This is a genomic window from Pseudolysinimonas yzui (assembly GCF_014653215.1).
GTDB classification, from domain to species: Bacteria; Actinomycetota; Actinomycetes; order Actinomycetales; family Microbacteriaceae; genus Pseudolysinimonas_A; species Pseudolysinimonas_A yzui.
In genome coordinates, this window is record NZ_BNAI01000001.1 from 717,678 (window position 1) to 733,744 (window position 16,067).

At 70.0% G+C, this 16,067-nt stretch carries 14 protein-coding genes; all 14 read left to right on the plus strand.

The window, feature by feature from the left end; genetic code table 11:
* The first annotated feature begins 2 nt into the window (after positions 1-2).
* The 14 genes from IE173_RS03620 to IE173_RS03685 all read left to right on the plus strand — a co-directional run bounded on the left by IE173_RS03620 (position 3) and on the right by IE173_RS03685 (position 16,065).
* Positions 3-1,040, plus strand: coding sequence for an aliphatic sulfonate ABC transporter substrate-binding protein (locus tag IE173_RS03620; protein WP_191281971.1), 1,038 nt, complete (start codon positions 3-5; stop codon positions 1,038-1,040).
* Positions 1,041-1,128: 88 nt separating this feature from the next.
* Positions 1,129-1,893 (plus strand): ABC transporter permease, encoded by a 765-nt coding sequence (locus tag IE173_RS03625; protein ID WP_229841858.1) that lies wholly within the window; start codon positions 1,129-1,131, stop codon positions 1,891-1,893.
* An 80-nt stretch (positions 1,894-1,973) separates the two neighbouring features.
* A complete protein-coding gene (gene pyrR, locus IE173_RS03630; protein ID WP_191281972.1) occupies positions 1,974-2,513 on the plus strand; it encodes a bifunctional pyr operon transcriptional regulator/uracil phosphoribosyltransferase PyrR in 540 nt (179 codons plus the stop codon).
* Positions 2,510-3,454 carry an aspartate carbamoyltransferase catalytic subunit gene (locus IE173_RS03635; protein ID WP_191281973.1) on the plus strand — a complete coding sequence of 315 codons (945 nt, stop codon included), beginning with the start codon at positions 2,510-2,512 and terminating at the stop codon, positions 3,452-3,454. Before pyrR ends, IE173_RS03635 begins: the two co-directional genes overlap by 4 nt.
* Entirely contained in the window at positions 3,451-4,749 is a 1,299-nt protein-coding gene (locus IE173_RS03640; RefSeq protein WP_191281974.1) for a dihydroorotase, read from the plus strand. Before IE173_RS03635 ends, IE173_RS03640 begins: the two co-directional genes overlap by 4 nt.
* Positions 4,742-5,236 (plus strand): PH-like domain-containing protein, encoded by a 495-nt coding sequence (locus tag IE173_RS03645; RefSeq protein WP_191281975.1) that lies wholly within the window; start codon positions 4,742-4,744, stop codon positions 5,234-5,236. Before IE173_RS03640 ends, IE173_RS03645 begins: the two co-directional genes overlap by 8 nt.
* Positions 5,233-6,369 (plus strand): glutamine-hydrolyzing carbamoyl-phosphate synthase small subunit, encoded by a 1,137-nt coding sequence (gene carA / locus IE173_RS03650; protein ID WP_191281976.1) that lies wholly within the window; start codon positions 5,233-5,235, stop codon positions 6,367-6,369. Before IE173_RS03645 ends, carA begins: the two co-directional genes overlap by 4 nt.
* On the plus strand, positions 6,369-9,695 hold the full coding sequence (carB, locus tag IE173_RS03655) for a carbamoyl-phosphate synthase large subunit (protein WP_191281977.1): 3,327 nt from the start codon (positions 6,369-6,371) through the stop codon (positions 9,693-9,695). Before carA ends, carB begins: the two co-directional genes overlap by 1 nt.
* Positions 9,692-10,519 carry an orotidine-5'-phosphate decarboxylase gene (gene pyrF, locus IE173_RS03660; protein WP_191281978.1) on the plus strand — a complete coding sequence of 276 codons (828 nt, stop codon included), beginning with the start codon at positions 9,692-9,694 and terminating at the stop codon, positions 10,517-10,519. Before carB ends, pyrF begins: the two co-directional genes overlap by 4 nt.
* A complete protein-coding gene (gene gmk, locus IE173_RS03665) occupies positions 10,516-11,415 on the plus strand; it encodes a guanylate kinase (RefSeq protein WP_229841859.1) in 900 nt (299 codons plus the stop codon). The genes pyrF and gmk overlap by 4 nt, the downstream gene beginning before the upstream one ends.
* 25 nt (positions 11,416-11,440) lie before the next feature.
* Positions 11,441-11,698 (plus strand): DNA-directed RNA polymerase subunit omega, encoded by a 258-nt coding sequence (gene rpoZ, locus IE173_RS03670; RefSeq protein WP_191281979.1) that lies wholly within the window; start codon positions 11,441-11,443, stop codon positions 11,696-11,698.
* A 19-nt stretch (positions 11,699-11,717) separates the two neighbouring features.
* A complete protein-coding gene (coaBC, locus tag IE173_RS03675) occupies positions 11,718-12,911 on the plus strand; it encodes a bifunctional phosphopantothenoylcysteine decarboxylase/phosphopantothenate--cysteine ligase CoaBC (protein WP_191281980.1) in 1,194 nt (397 codons plus the stop codon).
* A 16-nt stretch (positions 12,912-12,927) separates the two neighbouring features.
* The gene (gene metK / locus IE173_RS03680; RefSeq protein WP_191282474.1) at positions 12,928-14,118 is read left to right on the plus strand and encodes a methionine adenosyltransferase; all 1,191 of its coding nucleotides are present in this window, start codon (positions 12,928-12,930) and stop codon (positions 14,116-14,118) included.
* Positions 14,119-14,124: 6 nt separating this feature from the next.
* A complete protein-coding gene (locus IE173_RS03685) occupies positions 14,125-16,065 on the plus strand; it encodes a primosomal protein N' family DNA-binding protein (protein ID WP_191281981.1) in 1,941 nt (646 codons plus the stop codon).
* Positions 16,066-16,067: the final 2 nt, after the last annotated feature.

The window sequence follows — 16,067 nt, forward strand, 5'->3', positions numbered from 1 at the left end:
CTATGAAGAAGAGTCCCCTCGCCGTTCTCGCGGCGATCGCGACCGCCACGGCACTCGCCCTCACGGGTTGCGTCGCCGGTGAAGACACCCCCGCCGAGCCGGCAGGCCCGGCCCTCGGTGAAGACGGCTGGAGCGCCGATGTTCTCAACATCGACTTCGCGACCTACAACCCCCTGAGCCTCATCATCAAGGACCAGGGTTGGCTCGAAGAGGCCACCGACGGTGAGGTCACGATCAACTGGATCCAGTCGGCCGGTTCGAACAAGGCCAACGAGAACCTTCGCAACGGTGCCATCGATGTCGGTTCCACGGCCGGTTCGGCGGCTCTCCTCGCGCGCTCGAACGGTTCGCCCATCCAGGTGATCGACATCTACAGCCAGCCGAACTGGGCCGCCATCGCGGTTCCCGCCGGCTCCGACATCGAGTCGGTCGAAGACCTCGCAGGTCACACGATCGCCGCGACCAAGGGAACCGACCCGTACTTCTTCCTGCTTCAGGCACTTGATGAGGCGGGGGTCGGTCTTGACGAGGTGACGATCGAGAACCTCCAGCACGCCGACGGCAAGGCGGCGCTCGAGTCCGGCGCCGTCGACGCGTGGTCGGGTCTTGACCCGCTGCTCTCCACGAGCGTCGCCACGGCCGGCACCGAGATCATCTACGACAACATCGACTTCAACAGCTACGGCTTCCTCAACGCGACGGAGACGTTCCTGCAGAACTCGCCCGACCTTGCGCAGCTCGTCGTCAACGCGTACGAGGCCGCCCGGGTCTGGGCGCTTGAGAACCCCGAAGAGACCGCGGCGATCCTTGCCGAGGTTGCCGGAATCGACCCCGCGATCGCCGAGGCTGTGCTGATCGACCGCACCAACCTCGACCTGGACGGTGTTCCCGGTGAGACGCAGCGTGCTGTGCTCGAGATCATCGGGCCGATCTTCGTCGAGTCCGGAGACGTCGCGAACCAGCAGCTGATCGACCAGGCGCTGGACGCCCTCTTCAACCCGGAGTACGCGGAAGCGGCTGATCCCGATTTCTTCGAATGATCTGAGCGGCGGTGCCGGCCTCGACGCTGGCACCGCCCTCACTCTCGATGCCGCGGTCTCCCGAACGGAGACCGCGGCTCGGGCGCGCGTGTTGCCGGCCGGGAGCCGTGCCTGGATTGTCACCGGCGGACTCCTGGTTCCGGTCATTCTCGTCGTCGTGTGGTTCACGATTTCCGCAAGCGGGCTGGTTCCGCTCTATCGCCTGCCGTCGCCGCAGATGGTGTGGGATGCCGCGATCGACATGGTGCAACGGGGGTTACTGCAGCAATACGCCGCGATCTCGACGCAACGGGTTCTTTTCGGCTTCGGCATCGGCGCGGCCATCGGCATCACCCTGGGCACGATCGTTGGCCTCTCACGGCAGTTGAGCATCCTGCTGGCGCCGACGATCGGTGCTATCCGCGCCGTGCCGTCACTGGCCTGGGTGCCGCTGCTGGGGATCTACCTCGGCATCGGGGAGGTGCCGAAGATCGTCCTGATCGCGATCGGTGCCGCGTTCCCGGTCTACACAACGGTCGCGGGTGCCCTTCGGCACGTCGATCGCAATCTCGTCGAGATGGGCCGGGCATTCGGCCTGTCCCGATTCTCGCTTCTTACGACCGTCCAACTGCCTGCCGTCATTCCTTCGGTGGTCAGCGGCTTGCGGCTCGCGTTGGCGCAGTCGTGGCTCTTCCTCGTGGCCGCCGAGCTGCTGGCATCGTCGATGGGTCTGGGCTTCCTTCTCATCGACTCGCAGAACAACGGCCGAGTTGATCGGCTGTTCTTGGCGATCATCTGTCTGGCGATCCTCGGCAAGTTGACGGACGGCCTGATCGGCCTCCTGGAGCGTTGGCTGCTGAAGCACTGGGGTTAGCGGGGCAGCCGCGTCCTGTAGCATCGACTCGAAACAGACCACCTTTAAGTCCGTCCAGAGAGACGGGGAAGGAGGTCAGGATGACTGCACGCCCCGTGCTGCAGCAGGCTGACATCACGCGTGCACTCACCCGCATCGCGCACGAGATCCTCGAGTCGAACCACGGTTCCTCGGATCTGGTGCTTCTCGGCATCCCGACCCGCGGCGTGCTGCTCGCCGAGCGGATCGCCGGCATCCTCGAACGGCTCGAACCGGGAACCGGGCGGGTCGGCGCGCTCGACGTGACGATGTACCGCGACGATCTGCGCTCCCAACCGACGCGGAGCCCGCAGCCGACGCGCATCCCCGAAGGGGGCATCGACGGCAAGACGGTCGTGCTCGTCGACGATGTGCTCTACTCGGGCCGCACCATCCGGGCCGCGCTCGACGCTCTCAGCGCGCACGGCCGGCCACGCGCGGTGCGGCTCGCGGTGCTCGTCGACCGCGGCCACCGGGAACTGCCGATCCGGGCTGACTTCGTCGGCAAGAATCTGCCGACCTCGGTCGCCGAGCGCATCAACGTGCGACTGCTCGAGACCGACGGTGAAGATGCGGTCGAGATCGCGGGAGGTGCCGAGTGAAGCACCTGCTCTCCACGCGTGACCTCGACCGCGACACCGCGATCGGCATCCTCGACGTCGCCGAAGACATGGCCGACGTCGCTCGCCGGGCCGTGCCCAAGCTGCCCACGCTGCAGGGCCGCACGGTGGCGAACCTGTTCTTCGAGGACTCGACGCGCACCCGCCTGTCGTTCGAGGCGGCGGCGAAGCGGCTCTCGGCCGACGTGATCACGCTGAGCGCGAAGGGCTCGAGCGTGCAGAAGGGCGAGAGTCTGAAAGACACCGCCCAGACGGTCGCGGCGATGGGGGTGGATGCCGTCGTCATCCGCCACGACGCGTCCGGCGCGGCGCGCACCCTCGCCGACGGCGGCTGGATCGACGCGGCGATCGTCAACGCCGGTGACGGCACGCACGAGCACCCCACGCAGGGGCTTCTGGATGCCTACACGATGCGCAAGGCGCGCCACGGCGACGCCTCCCGCGGCAAGGATCTCGACGGTCTGCAGGTGACGATCGTCGGCGACATCCTGCACTCCCGCGTCGCGCGCTCAAACCTCTGGCTGCTCACAACGCTCGGTGCCGAGGTGACCCTCGTCGCCCCCGCGACCCTGCTGCCGACCGGGGCCGCGACCTGGCCGGCAACCGTGCGACACGACCTCGACGAGGCGCTCGCCCAGAACCCGGATGTCGTGATGATGCTGCGCATCCAGAGCGAACGGATGAACGCGGCCTTCTTCCCCAACGAGCGCGAGTACGCCCGGGAGTGGGGTCTCGACGACGCCCGGTTCGGCCGCCTGCGCCCGGATACCATGGTGATGCACCCCGGCCCGATGATGCGCGGGCTCGAGATCTCTGCAGGCGCTGCCGATTCAGCCCGCTCGCTCGTGCTCGACCAGGTCACGAACGGGGTCTCGATACGAATGGCGGTTCTGTACCTCGTGCTCGCTGGCGGTGCCGCATGAACATCCTGATCAAGGCCGCGACTCTTCCTGACGGAACGCGCGCCGACCTCGCCATCCGTGACGGTGTCTTCGTGGATGCGGGCGGTGCGAAGGCGTCGACGGTGATCGATGCCGACGGACTGCAGGCGCTTCCCGGACTCGTCGACCTGCACACTCACCTGCGGGAGCCGGGCTTCGAACAGAGCGAGACGGTGCTCACCGGGTCCCGGGCCGCCGCGGCGGGCGGGTTCACCGCGGTGCACGCGATGGCCAACACCAGCCCCGTGGCCGACACGGCCGGCGTCGTCGAGCAGGTCGCCTCGTTGGGTGACCAGCACGGCTATGTCACGGTGCGCCCCATCGGGGCGGTGACGATCGGCGTGGCGGGGGAGCGGCTCGCCGAGATCGGTGCGATGGCCCGCTCGCGAGCCGCCGTGCGGGTGTTCAGCGATGACGGCAAGTGCGTGCACGACGCGCTGCTCATGCGCCGGGCGCTCGAGTACGTCGCCACTTTCGACGGGGTCGTCGCCCAGCACGCGCAGGAGCCGCGGCTCACCGAAGGCGCCCAGATGAACGAGGGTGCGCTGGCATCCGAACTCGGCCTTGCGGGCTGGCCCGCCGTCGCCGAAGAGGCGATCATCGCCCGCGACGTGCTGCTCGCCGAGGCGGCCGGCGCCCGGTTGCACGTCTGCCACGTCTCCACGGCGGGAAGCGTCGAGGTCGTCCGCTGGGCGAAGGCTCGCGGCATCCCGGTCACCGCCGAAGTGACGCCCCATCACCTGCTGCTCACCGAAGACCTCGCCTCGGGCTACGACGCGCGCTACAAGGTGAACCCGCCGTTGCGGCGCAGCGAGGATGTCGACGCCCTCCGCCACGCCCTCGCCGACGGCACGATCGACATCGTCGCCACCGACCACGCGCCGCATCCCGTGGAGACCAAAGAGGCGGCGTGGGCCGAGGCCTCCTTCGGGATGGTCGGGCTCGAGAGCGCGCTGAGCGTCGTGCAGGCCGCGATGGTCGACACCGGGCTGCTCGACTGGGTGGGCGTCGCCCGCGTGCTGTCGAGCGCACCCGCCGCGATCGGGCGAGTCGACGGCTACGCCGCGGCGTTCCAGATCGGAGCGCCCGCGCACCTCACGCTCGTCGACCCGACGGCTCGCAGCACGTTCGGCGTCGACCACCTGAAGGGTCGCAGCATCAACTCGCCCTACCTCGGAATCGAACTCCCCGGCCGCGTCGTGACGACGATCCACGGTGGCGTGGCGACCGTGCTCGACGGCGAACTCCGCGAACCGGAGGAGGTCGCCCGTGGATAGGGTCACCCCGGTTCTCGTCATCGCCACGATCGTGGTGCTGGTTTTCGTCGGACTCGCGTTCGGGTGGCGGGCGCGACGTCGCCGTCAGGCGGCCCTTCCCGCGCTCGAGTCCCCGCCCGCGACGCTCGGGGCCGCCCTGGCCGTCGCCGACGGCTTCTACGTCGCGACGACCCGCGCCGATGCCCCGACCGACCGGATCGCGGTGCGCGGCCTCGGCTTCCGCGCTCGCGCGGGAGTCGCCGTGCATCCGGAAGGCGTCGTCCTCAGCATCGCCGGGCAGCCGGATGCCTTCATCCCGACGTCGGCGATCGTCGGGGTCGGCCGGGCCGCGTGGACGATCGACCGCGTCGTCGGTCAGGACGGCCTCGTCTTCGTTCGCTGGAGCTTCGGCGGCACGCACGTCGACACCAACCTGCGGGTCGCGGAGCCCACGGCTCTCGTGAACGCGCTGCAGACCATCGCCCCTGCTTCGAAGGAGGCCGCATGACCGACCAAGCTGTGCTCGTGCTGGAAGACGGCACCCGCTACGAGGGCCGCGCCTACGGCGCCCGCGGCCGCACCCTCGGGGAGGCCGTCTTCGCCACCGGCATGACGGGCTACCAGGAGACCCTCACCGACCCCTCGTACGCCGGGCAGATCGTCGTGCAGACCGCACCGCACATCGGCAACACCGGCATGAACGACGAAGACCCCGAGTCACGGCGCATCTGGGTCGCCGGCTACGTCGTGCGCGACCCCTCGCGGGTGGTCAGCAACTTCCGCGCCAAGCGGTCGCTCGACGCCGAACTCACCGACACCGGCATCGTCGGCATCTCCGGCATCGACACCCGCGCCGTCACCCGGCGGCTGCGCGACTCGGGCGCGATGCGCGCGGGCGTCTTCTCGGGAGCGGATGCCGCCCTCACCGCCGACGAGCAGCTCGCGATCGTACGCGCCGCCCCGCCGATGACCGGTCGCAACCTCTCCGCCGAGGTCTCGGTCACCGAGCCGGTGGTCACCCCGGCGGTGGGGGAGAAGATCGGCAACCTCGCGATTCTCGACCTGGGCATCAAGCAGTCCACCGTCGACAACCTCGCCGAGCGGGGGTTCGAGGTGCACGTGCTGCCGCAGAACGTCACGCTCGAGCAGGTGCTGGCGATCGACCCGGTCGCCGCGTTCTACAGCAACGGCCCCGGCGACCCGGAAGCCTCCGACGCCCACGTCGCGCTGCTGCGCGAGCTGCTCGACCGGAAGCTGCCGTTCTTCGGCATCTGCTTCGGCAACCAGCTACTAGGGCGTGCGCTCGGCTTCGGCACCTACAAGCTGCCGTTCGGGCATCGCGGCATCAACCAGCCTGTGCTCGACAAGACCACCGGCAAGGTCGAGATCACCGCGCACAACCACGGCTTCGCGGTCGACGCCCCCCTCGACGGGCCGGTCGAATCGCCGAACGGCTACGGCCGCGTCGAGGTCAGTCACGTCGGCCTCAACGACCAGGTGGTCGAGGGGCTACGAGCGCTCGACATCCCCGCCTTCTCGGTGCAGTACCACCCGGAGGCCGCGGCCGGTCCGCACGATGCCAACTACCTGTTCGATCGCTTCCGAGACATGGTCCTCGAGAACCAGAAGGACTCCAAGTAATGCCGAAGCGTTCAGACATCCACTCGGTTCTCGTCATCGGGTCGGGGCCGATCGTCATCGGCCAGGCCGCCGAGTTCGACTACTCGGGCACTCAGGCGTGCCGCGTGCTGCGCGAGGAGGGGATCCGGGTCATCCTGGTGAATCCGAACCCGGCGACGATCATGACCGACCCCGACTTCGCCGACGCGACCTACATCGAGCCGATCACCTCCGAGGCGCTCGAGGCGATCATCAAGCAGGAGAAGCCGGATGCGATCCTGCCGACCCTGGGCGGCCAGACGGCACTCAACGCGGCGATCGCGCTCGACGAGGAGGGCATCCTCGCGAAGTACGGCGTCGAGCTGATCGGCGCGAAGGTCGACGCGATCAAGAAGGGCGAAGACCGCCAGCTGTTCAAGGAGCTCGTGCTCGAGTCCGGGGCCGACGTGGCGCGCAGCCACATCGTGCACACGGTCGGCGAAGCAGTGGATGCCGCCGAGGATCTCGGCTACCCGTTGGTCGTGCGGCCGTCGTTCACGATGGGCGGGCTCGGCTCGGGCTTCGCGTACACCCGGGACGACCTCATCCGCATGGTCGGCGACGGTCTGCACCAGTCTCCGACGACCGAGGTTCTGCTCGAGGAGTCGATCCTCGGGTGGAAGGAGTACGAGCTTGAGCTGATGCGCGACACGAGCGACAACACCGTCGTGGTGTGCTCGATCGAGAACGTCGACCCGGTCGGCGTGCACACCGGCGACTCGATCACCGTCGCCCCTGCGCTCACCCTCACCGACCGCGAGTACCAGAACCTGCGCAACATCGGCATCGACATCATCCGCCGGGTCGGCGTCGACACCGGCGGCTGCAACATCCAGTTCGCGGTCGAGCCGAACACCGGCCGCGTCATCGTCATCGAGATGAACCCGCGGGTGTCGCGGTCGAGTGCCCTCGCATCGAAGGCGACGGGGTTCCCGATCGCGAAGATCGCCGCCAAGCTCGCGATCGGCTACCGACTCGACGAGATCCCGAACGACATCACCAAGGTCACCCCGGCATCCTTCGAGCCGACGCTCGACTACGTCGTCGTCAAGGTGCCGCGGTTCGCGTTCGAGAAGTTCCCGTCGGCGGATGCCACGCTCACCACGACGATGAAGAGCGTCGGCGAGGCGATGGCGATCGGCCGCAACTACTCGACCGCGCTGCAGAAGGCGCTGCGCAGCCTCGAGAAGCGGGGGAGCAGCTTCCACTGGGGGCCCGAGCCGCGCTCGAAGGCCGAACTGCTCGAGGTCGCCCGCATCCCGACGGACGGGCGCATCGTCACGCTGCAGCAGGCGCTGCGCAAGGGCGCGACGATCGAGGAGGCGTTCGAGGCCACCAAGATCGACCCGTGGTTCCTCGACCAGATCGTGCTCATCAACGAGGTCGCCGATGAGATCGCCGGGTCGCTGCGCTTCGACGCCGCGCTCATCCGCCTTGCGAAAGACCACGGCTTCTCCGACATCCAGATCGCCCAGCTGCGTGACCTCACCGAAGCCGAGGTGCGCAACGCGCGCTGGCAGTTCGGGGTGCGTCCGGTGTTCAAGACCGTCGACACCTGCGCGGGCGAGTTCCCGGCGCTGACGCCGTACCACTACTCGTCGTACGACCTCGAGACCGAGGTCGCGCCGTCGGATGCCCGCAAGGTCGTCATCCTCGGCTCCGGCCCCAACCGCATCGGCCAGGGCGTCGAGTTCGACTATTCGTGCGTGCACGCCTCGTTCGCCCTCCACGACGCGGGCTTCGAGACCATCATGATCAACTGCAACCCCGAGACGGTGTCGACCGACTACGACACCTCCGACCGGCTGTACTTCGAGCCGCTCACCCTCGAGGACGTGCTCGAGGTCATCCACGCGGAGTCGCAGTCGGGTGAACTCGTCGGCGTCATCGTGCAGTTGGGCGGCCAGACGGCGCTCGGGCTCGCGAAGGGCCTCGAAGCTGCCGGCGTGCCGATCCTCGGCACGAGCCCGAGTGCCATCGACCTCGCAGAGGAGCGCGGCTTGTTCTCCGGCATCCTCGACGCCGCAGGGCTGCTCGCACCGAAGAACGGCACCGCGACGGACGCCCCCTCGGCGGTCGTGGTGGCCGAAGGCATCGGCTATCCCGTGCTGGTGCGCCCGTCGTTCGTGCTCGGCGGCCGCGGCATGGAGATCGTCTACGACACCCCGAGCCTCGAGGACTACTTCGACCGGGTGCGCGAGCAGGCCATCATCGGCCCCGGCTCGCCGCTGCTCGTCGACCGGTTCCTCGACGACGCGCTCGAGATCGACATCGACGCCCTCTACGACGGCGACGAACTGTACGTCGGCGGCATCATGGAGCACATCGAGGAGGCCGGCGTTCACTCCGGCGACTCCGCGTGCACCCTGCCGCCCGTGACCCTCGGCCGCGACGTGCAGTCCCGGGTCGTCGAAGCCACCCGCAAGATCGCAGAAGGCATCGAGGTGCGCGGGCTGCTCAACGTGCAGTTCGCCATCGGGGCGGGCGTGCTCTACGTGCTCGAAGCCAACCCGCGCGCCTCCCGCACGGTGCCGTTCGTCTCGAAGGCCCTCGGCATCCCGCTCGCGAAGGCGGCATCGCTCGTGATGGTCGGCCGCAGCATCCGCCAGCTCGTCGCCGACGGGCTGTTGCCCGCCGAAGACGGCGAGTACGTGCCGCTCGACGCGCCGGTCTCGGTGAAGGAGGCGGTGCTGCCGTTCAAGCGATTCCGCACGAGCGAGGGGCACGTCGTCGACTCGGTGCTCGGGCCGGAGATGCGGTCCACCGGCGAGGTGATGGGTATCGACGCCGACTTCCCGCGCGCCTTCGCGAAGAGCCAGGATGCCGCCTACGGCGGGCTGCCGTCGTCGGGCACGGTGTTCGTCTCGGTCGCCGACCGCGACAAGCGCGCGATCGTGCTGCCGATCCTGCGGCTCACCCAACTCGGGTTCGACATCGTCGCGACCTCGGGAACGGCCGAAGTGCTCGCCCGCAACGGCATCCCGGCCACCACGGTGCGCAAGTTCTTCATGGGGCAGGACACGGATGCCGGCGACCCGTCGATCGTCGAGCTCATCAATGCGGGCAGAATCGACGTCGTGATCAACACGCCGTCGGGCCGCTCCGCGCGCGCCGACGGGTTCGAGATCCGCACCGCGACGGTCGCCGCCGACAAACCGCTGTTCACCACGATCGCCCAGCTCGGTGCCGCCGTCGCCTCGTTCGAGGTCGCCCGTGGTGCGATGCGGGTGCGGTCGTTGCAGGACTACGCGAAAGACCGCGCCGTCAGCCTCGCGAACCGGACCGAGCGGGAACCGGTCGCCCGATGACGTTCGCCACGCGGCTGCTCACGACTCTCACCGAGTCGGGGCAGCTGTGCGTCGGCATCGACCCGCACGCCGGGCTGCTGGCGACCTGGGGCCTGCCGGACTCGGCGGCCGGGGTGCGTGAGTTCGGACTGAAGACCGTGGATGCCGTGGCCGGCCGAGCGGGGATCGTCAAGCCGCAGGTCGCATTCTTCGAACGGCATGGGTCGGCAGGTTACGCCGCCCTCGAGGAGGTGCTGGCAGCCGCCCGCGCTGCCGGGCTGTTCGTGATCGCCGATGCGAAGCGCGGCGACATCGGCTCGACCGTCGATGCCTACGGCGAAGCCTGGTTGTCGCCGGGCTCGCCGCTCGAGGCCGACGCGATGACGGCGTACGCCTACCAGGGGCTCGGATCACTGCGCGGGGTGCTCGACCTCGCCGAGCAGCACGGCAAGGGCGTCATCGTCGTCACGGCGACGTCGAATCCGGAGGCGGTCGCGACGCAGACCGCGGTCCGTTCCGACGGCCGCACCGTCGCGGCGGGGATCGCTGCCGAAGTCGCGACCCTGCCGGGTACCGGGGGTCTGGTGCTGGGTGCGACGATCCGCCTCGGCGACTACGGCATCGCGCCCGAGTCGCTCGCCGGCATTCCGATTCTCGCCCCCGGATTCGGTGCTCAGGGCGCCCGGCTGGCCGACCTCAGCGCGCTATTCGAAGCCGCAGCGCCGCAGGTCGCCGCCCACGTCTCCCGCGAGATCCTCGGAGCGGGCCCCGACGGCATCGTCGCGGCGATCGACCGCGCTCAGGCCGAACTGCGGGCCCTGCCCTCGGTAGGCGGCGCCGCGTGAAGCCCCCCGAGGTCGACCGGGCCGCCGGATCCCGTGCCGCCGTCGCCGCACGCCGGGCGCGCGCCGAAGTGAAGCGGCAGGTCGCGTCGCGGGAACGCACGGCGCTCGACGTCGCCGAGACGGCGTGGGCGGGTGAGCCGACCGCTCCCGAAGCGACCCTGCGCGTCACCGAGCTGCTCAAGAGCGTGCCGACCCTCGGCCCGACCCGCACCGAACGCGTCATGGCGGAACTCGGCATCTCGCCCTCGAAGCGCGTCGGCGGGCTCGGCGTGCGACAACGTGCCGTGCTGCGCGACTACCTCGAACGCCGTGAGGGCGCGAAGCGGCGCAGCCGGCTCGTGGTGCTCGCCGGACCGACGGCGGTGGGCAAAGGCACCGTCTCGCGGCACATCCGCGAGACGTATCCCGATGTGTTGCTGAGCGTCTCGGCGACGACCCGGCCGCCGCGACCGGGGGAGGTCGACGGCGAGCACTACTACTTCGTCAGCGACGCCGAGTTCGACGCGATGATCGCCCGCGGCGAGCTCCTCGAGCATGCGACGGTGCACAACGCGTCCCGATACGGCACGCCGCGGCCGCCGATCGACCGGGCACTGGCCGAAGGCAAGAGCGTGCTGCTCGAGATCGACCTGCAGGGAGCCCGTGCCGTCAAGGCGGCGATGCCAGAGGCGCTCCTGGTCTTCCTGCTGCCGCCCACCTGGGACGAGCTGGTGCGCCGACTGGTCGGACGGGGCACCGAAAGCGCCGAAGAACAGCAGCGCCGGCTGGACACCGCGAAAGTCGAACTCGCGGCCCAAGACGAGTTCGATGTGAAAGTCGTGAACCGCGACGTCGGCCAAGCTGCGCGCGAGGTCGTAGAATTGTTGGATGTGCCTGCAACAGGCACTGCGCCTTAACCGGCATCAGACTTAGGGAGACCCCATGGCCGATCGCACCAGCGGCATCATCGACCCGCCCATCGACGAACTGCTCTCGAAGGTCGACTCGAAGTACCAGCTCGTGATCTTCGCCTCGAAGCGCGCGCGTCAGATCAACGACTACTACGCCGACCTGCATGAGGGTTCGCTGTTCGACAACGTCGGCCCGCTCGTCGACTCGACGATCGACGACAAGCCGCTGTCGGTCGCGATGCACGAGATCAACGAGGACAAGCTCGTCCTCAAGCCCATCGCAGAGTAAGCGCTTCAGCGCACAGCGGATGAACGTCGTCGTCGGCATCACCGGCGGCATCGCGGCCTACAAGGCCGTCGGCGTCGTGCGTGCCCTCGTGCTCGCCGGCCACGACGTGCACGTCGTGGCGACCGAGAACGCGCTGCGGTTCGTCGGGCGCCCGACCCTCGAGGCGATCAGCCGCAACCTCGTGCACAGCGACCTCTACGAAGGCGTCGCCGAGGTGCGTCACGTCGCCATCGGCCAGGCGGCCGACCTGATCATCGTCGCTCCGGCGACCGCCAACACGATCGCGAAGATCGCGGCGGGCTTCGCCGACGACCTGCTCGGCAACACGATCCTCGCCAGCACGGCGCCGCTCGTCGTGGCTCCGGCGATGCACACCGAGATGTGGAACAACTCAGCGACCGTGGCGAACATCGCGACCCTGCGGGAACGCGGCATCCACGTCGTCGGCCCCGCGTCAGGCCAGCTCACGGGCACCGACAGCGGCCCCGGCCGCATGGTGGAGCCCGACGAGATCGTCGCCGCCGCCCTCGCGGTGGTCGGCCCGCGTGATCTGACCGGCCGCCGCATCCTCGTCACCGCGGGGGGCACCCGCGAACCGCTCGATCCGGTGCGCTTCATCGGCAACCGGTCGAGCGGGCGCCAGGGCGTCGCGATCGCCCGCGCCGCTGCCGACCGCGGGGCCGAGGTCGTGCTGCTCGTCGCCAACATCGACGACGGCGTTCTGGATGCCCACCCGGCGGGGCTGACGGTGCGGCACGTCTCGACGACCGCCGAGCTGCGCGAGGCCGCACTCCAGGAGGCGCAGTCCGCGGATGTCGTGGTGATGGCGGCGGCCGTCGCCGACTACCGCCCCGAGACCGTGGCTGAGGGCAAGATCAAGAAGGAGACGCAGGGCGACGTGCTCGACCTGCGGCTCGTGCGCAACCCCGACATCCTCAAAGAGCTCACCTCGGCGCGCCGCGACGGGCAGACGATCATCGGCTTCGCGGCCGAGACCGAGGCCGACCCGGATGCCCTGCTGGAGCTGGGCCGGGCGAAAGCGGCCCGCAAGGGCGTCGACCTCCTGGTTATCAACAGGGTCGGCTGGACCGAGGGTTTCGGCACAGAGCGTAACGACGTCGTCGTCGTGACGGGTGGCGGCGATAGAGTGACCGAGGCGTCGGGCTCCAAGTCCGAGATCGCCGACCGCATCCTGGACCTCATCGTCCCCTAGCCCTTCGGAGTTCCCGCTGAGCCTTCGCCTGTTCACCTCTGAGTCGGTCACCGAGGGGCACCCCGACAAGATCTGCGACCAGGTCAGCGACTCGATCCTCGACGCGATGCTGGCGGTCGACCCGGCGGCGCGTGTCGCCGTCGAGACGCTCGTCACGACCGGTCTCGTGCACGTCGCCGGTGAGGTGACGACGACGAGCTACGTCGACATCCCGGGCATCGTGCGCAAGACGATCACCGACATCGGCTACACCGGCTCCGACGTCTGGTTCGACGGCCGGTCGTGCGGCGTCGAGATCTCGATCGGCGGTCAGTCGCCCGACATCGCCCAGGGCGTCGACCACGCGTTCGAGGCGCGCGAGGGCACGAGCGTCGACGACCTCGACCGCCAGGGTGCCGGCGATCAGGGCATCATGTTCGGCTACGCCACCAACGAGACCCCGGTTCTCATGCCGCTGCCGATCTGGCTCGCGCACCGGATGTCGGAGCGGCTCGCCCTGGTGCGGCACGAGGGGATCGTCGACTTCCTGCGCCCCGACGGCAAGACGCAGGTGACGATCGGCTACGACGGCACCACCCCGGCGAGCGTCGAGACCGTCGTCGTCTCGACCCAGCACTCGCCCGATGTCGACACGGCGACCCTGCGGGCCGAGGTGGAGCGCCTGGTCATCCGTCCCGTGCTCGACCTCGTCGACCTGCCGTCGGCCGACGCGCGCGTGCTCATCAACCCGACCGGCCGGTTCGAGATCGGCGGCCCGCACGGCGACGCCGGGCTCACCGGCCGCAAGATCATCGTCGACACCTATGGCGGCGCCGCCCGTCACGGTGGCGGGGCCTTCTCGGGTAAGGATCCGTCGAAGGTCGACCGGTCGGCTGCCTACGCCCTGCGCTGGGTCGCCAAGAACGCCGTCGCGGCGGGGCTGGCCGACCGCCTCGAGGTGCAGGTCGCCTACGCGATCGGCACCGCCTCGCCCGTCGGGCTCTACGTCGAGACCTTCGGCAGCGGGCACGTGAGCGATGAGGCGATCATCGGCGCGATCCGCGAGGTGTTCGATCTGCGTCCGGCGGCGATCATCCGCGATCTGAAGCTATTGCGGCCGATCTACGCCGCCACCGCCTCGTACGGGCACTTCGGCCGCGAACTGCCGGAGTTCACCTGGGAGGCCACCGACCGCGTCGACGACCTCCGCGCCGCCGCCGGACTGTAGCCACCGATGGCGGGCGTCGCGAGGGTTCTCGTCGATGCAGCCCTGCCGCAACTCGATCGGCTGCTCGACTACCGCATCCCGGATTCCCTTGAGGGAGTCGAGCCGGGGGTGCGGGTCAGCGTGCCACTGCGCAGCGCGAAACGGATGGCGACGGCCTTCGTCATCGAAGTGGCGGCGGATGCCGACTTCCCCGGCCCGCTGAGCGAGGTCGCGGCGGTCGTGTCGTCCATCCCGGTGCTGCGTCCCGAGGTGTGGCGGCTCGCCCGCGCCGTCGCCGACCGCGCCGCCGGTTCGGCGAACGACGTGCTGCGGCTCGCGGTGCCGCCGCGGCAGGTGCGCGTTGAGAAGGCGTGGCTCGCCCGCGGGCCCGTGGATCCGCCCGTCGTCGTCGCGCCGAGCCTCGACGGACACCCCGGGCTCGCCGAAGCGATCGACGCGGGGGAGCGGGTCGCCCTGCGGGTGCAACCCGGGGTGACCGAGGTGCAGGGCGTCGGAGTGTCCCGCTGGGCGCTCACGCTGGCCCAGGCGGCGGCCCACACCCTCGCGTCGGGGCGCACCGCCATCCTCGTCGCGCCCGACCATCGCGATCAGGATCAGCTGGAGCGCGCACTCGCTGCCCTCGTGCCCGCGGAGTCGCTGCTGCGCTGGGATTCCCGGCAACCCAACGCCGACCGCTACCGGGCGCTGCTCGTCGCCGGTGACCGGGCCGCCGTCATCGTCGGTAATCGCTCCGCGGTCTATGCGCCGGCCGAAGACCTCGGCCTGCTCGCGGTCTGGAACGACGGCGACCCGCTGCTCGGGGAACCGCTCGCACCCTACGTGCACGCCCGTGACGCGGCGCTCGTGCGGCACGAACAGCAGGGTGGCGCGCTGGTGCTCGCCGGCCACACCCGCAGCACCGAGACGCAACGGCTCGTCGAGATCGGCTGGCTGCGCGAACTCGGCCCCGCGAAGCGCATCCGGATGCGGGTGATCCCCACCGCCGACGGCCCGGGCGAGGAGGCGCTCATGGCGCAGGCCCGCATCCCGTCGGTCGCCTGGCGGGAGGCGCGCGCGGGTCTCGAGAAGGGCCCGGTGCTCGTCCAAGTCTCCCGCCCGGGCTACGCGCCGGGGCTGCGCTGCGCCGACTGCGGCGAGGCGGCCCGATGCAAACGGTGTACCGGCCCGCTGCGGCAACGTGCGGCGGGCGCCCCGCCCACCTGCACCTGGTGCGGCACCCCCGATCGAACCTGGGCCTGCCCGAACTGCCGGTCGCGCAAGCTCCGCACGTCCGGCGCCGGCAGCGCGCGCACCGCCGACGAACTCGGGCGCGCGTTCCCGGGCACCCGGGTGATCGTCTCCGACGGCGAGAGGCCGCTGCTCGACGTCGACGACCGGCCGGCCCTCGTCATCGCGACCCGCGGGGCCGAGCCGTTCGCCCCGCACGGCTACCGCGCCGTGCTGCTGCTCGACGGGGAGCGGATGCTGGCACGGGAAAGCCTGCGCGTCGCCGAAGACTGCCTGCGCTGGTGGTCGGACGCCGCGGCTCTCGCCGCCGACGACGCCGGGATCGTGCTCGTCGGCGTCGGGGGAGCGCTCGGGCACGCCCTCGCCGGGTGGAACCAGCCCGACTTCGCCCGCTCCGAGTACGCGGGTCGACGGGAACTGCGGTTCCCACCGGCGGTGCGGATGGCGACCGTGCAGGGTGCCCCCGACGCCGTCGAGGAGGCGCTCGCCCAGCTCCCGGCATCCGCAGAAGTGCTCGGCACGACGCTCACCGCGGGTCGCGCCCGCGCGATTCTGCGCTTCGACTACCGCGACGGCGCCGAGATCGCGGAATCGGTGCACGCCGAGGTCATCCGGCAGGCAACGCGGCGCCGTAAGCCGATTCCCGGCACGCCGCCGCGCGGTCGTCAGCCGCTGCCGCTGCGCGCGCGATTCGACGATCCCGAGCCGTTCGAGGAGTAGGG

What these genes read in the sequence shown, in the direction of transcription:
- carB (WP_191281977.1), top strand. Translation starts at nt 6,369, where the DNA reads ATGCCGAAGCGTTCAGACATCCACTCGGTTCTCGTCATCGGGTCGGGG.
- IE173_RS03620 (WP_191281971.1), top strand. Translation starts at nt 3, where the DNA reads ATGAAGAAGAGTCCCCTCGCCGTTCTCGCGGCGATCGCGACCGCCACG.
- pyrR (WP_191281972.1), top strand. Translation starts at nt 1,974, where the DNA reads ATGACTGCACGCCCCGTGCTGCAGCAGGCTGACATCACGCGTGCACTC.
- carA (WP_191281976.1), top strand. Translation starts at nt 5,233, where the DNA reads ATGACCGACCAAGCTGTGCTCGTGCTGGAAGACGGCACCCGCTACGAG.
- rpoZ (WP_191281979.1), top strand. Translation starts at nt 11,441, where the DNA reads ATGGCCGATCGCACCAGCGGCATCATCGACCCGCCCATCGACGAACTG.
- IE173_RS03640 (WP_191281974.1), top strand. Translation starts at nt 3,451, where the DNA reads ATGAACATCCTGATCAAGGCCGCGACTCTTCCTGACGGAACGCGCGCC.
- coaBC (WP_191281980.1), top strand. Translation starts at nt 11,718, where the DNA reads ATGAACGTCGTCGTCGGCATCACCGGCGGCATCGCGGCCTACAAGGCC.
- IE173_RS03685 (WP_191281981.1), top strand. Translation starts at nt 14,125, where the DNA reads ATGGCGGGCGTCGCGAGGGTTCTCGTCGATGCAGCCCTGCCGCAACTC.
- pyrF (WP_191281978.1), top strand. Translation starts at nt 9,692, where the DNA reads ATGACGTTCGCCACGCGGCTGCTCACGACTCTCACCGAGTCGGGGCAG.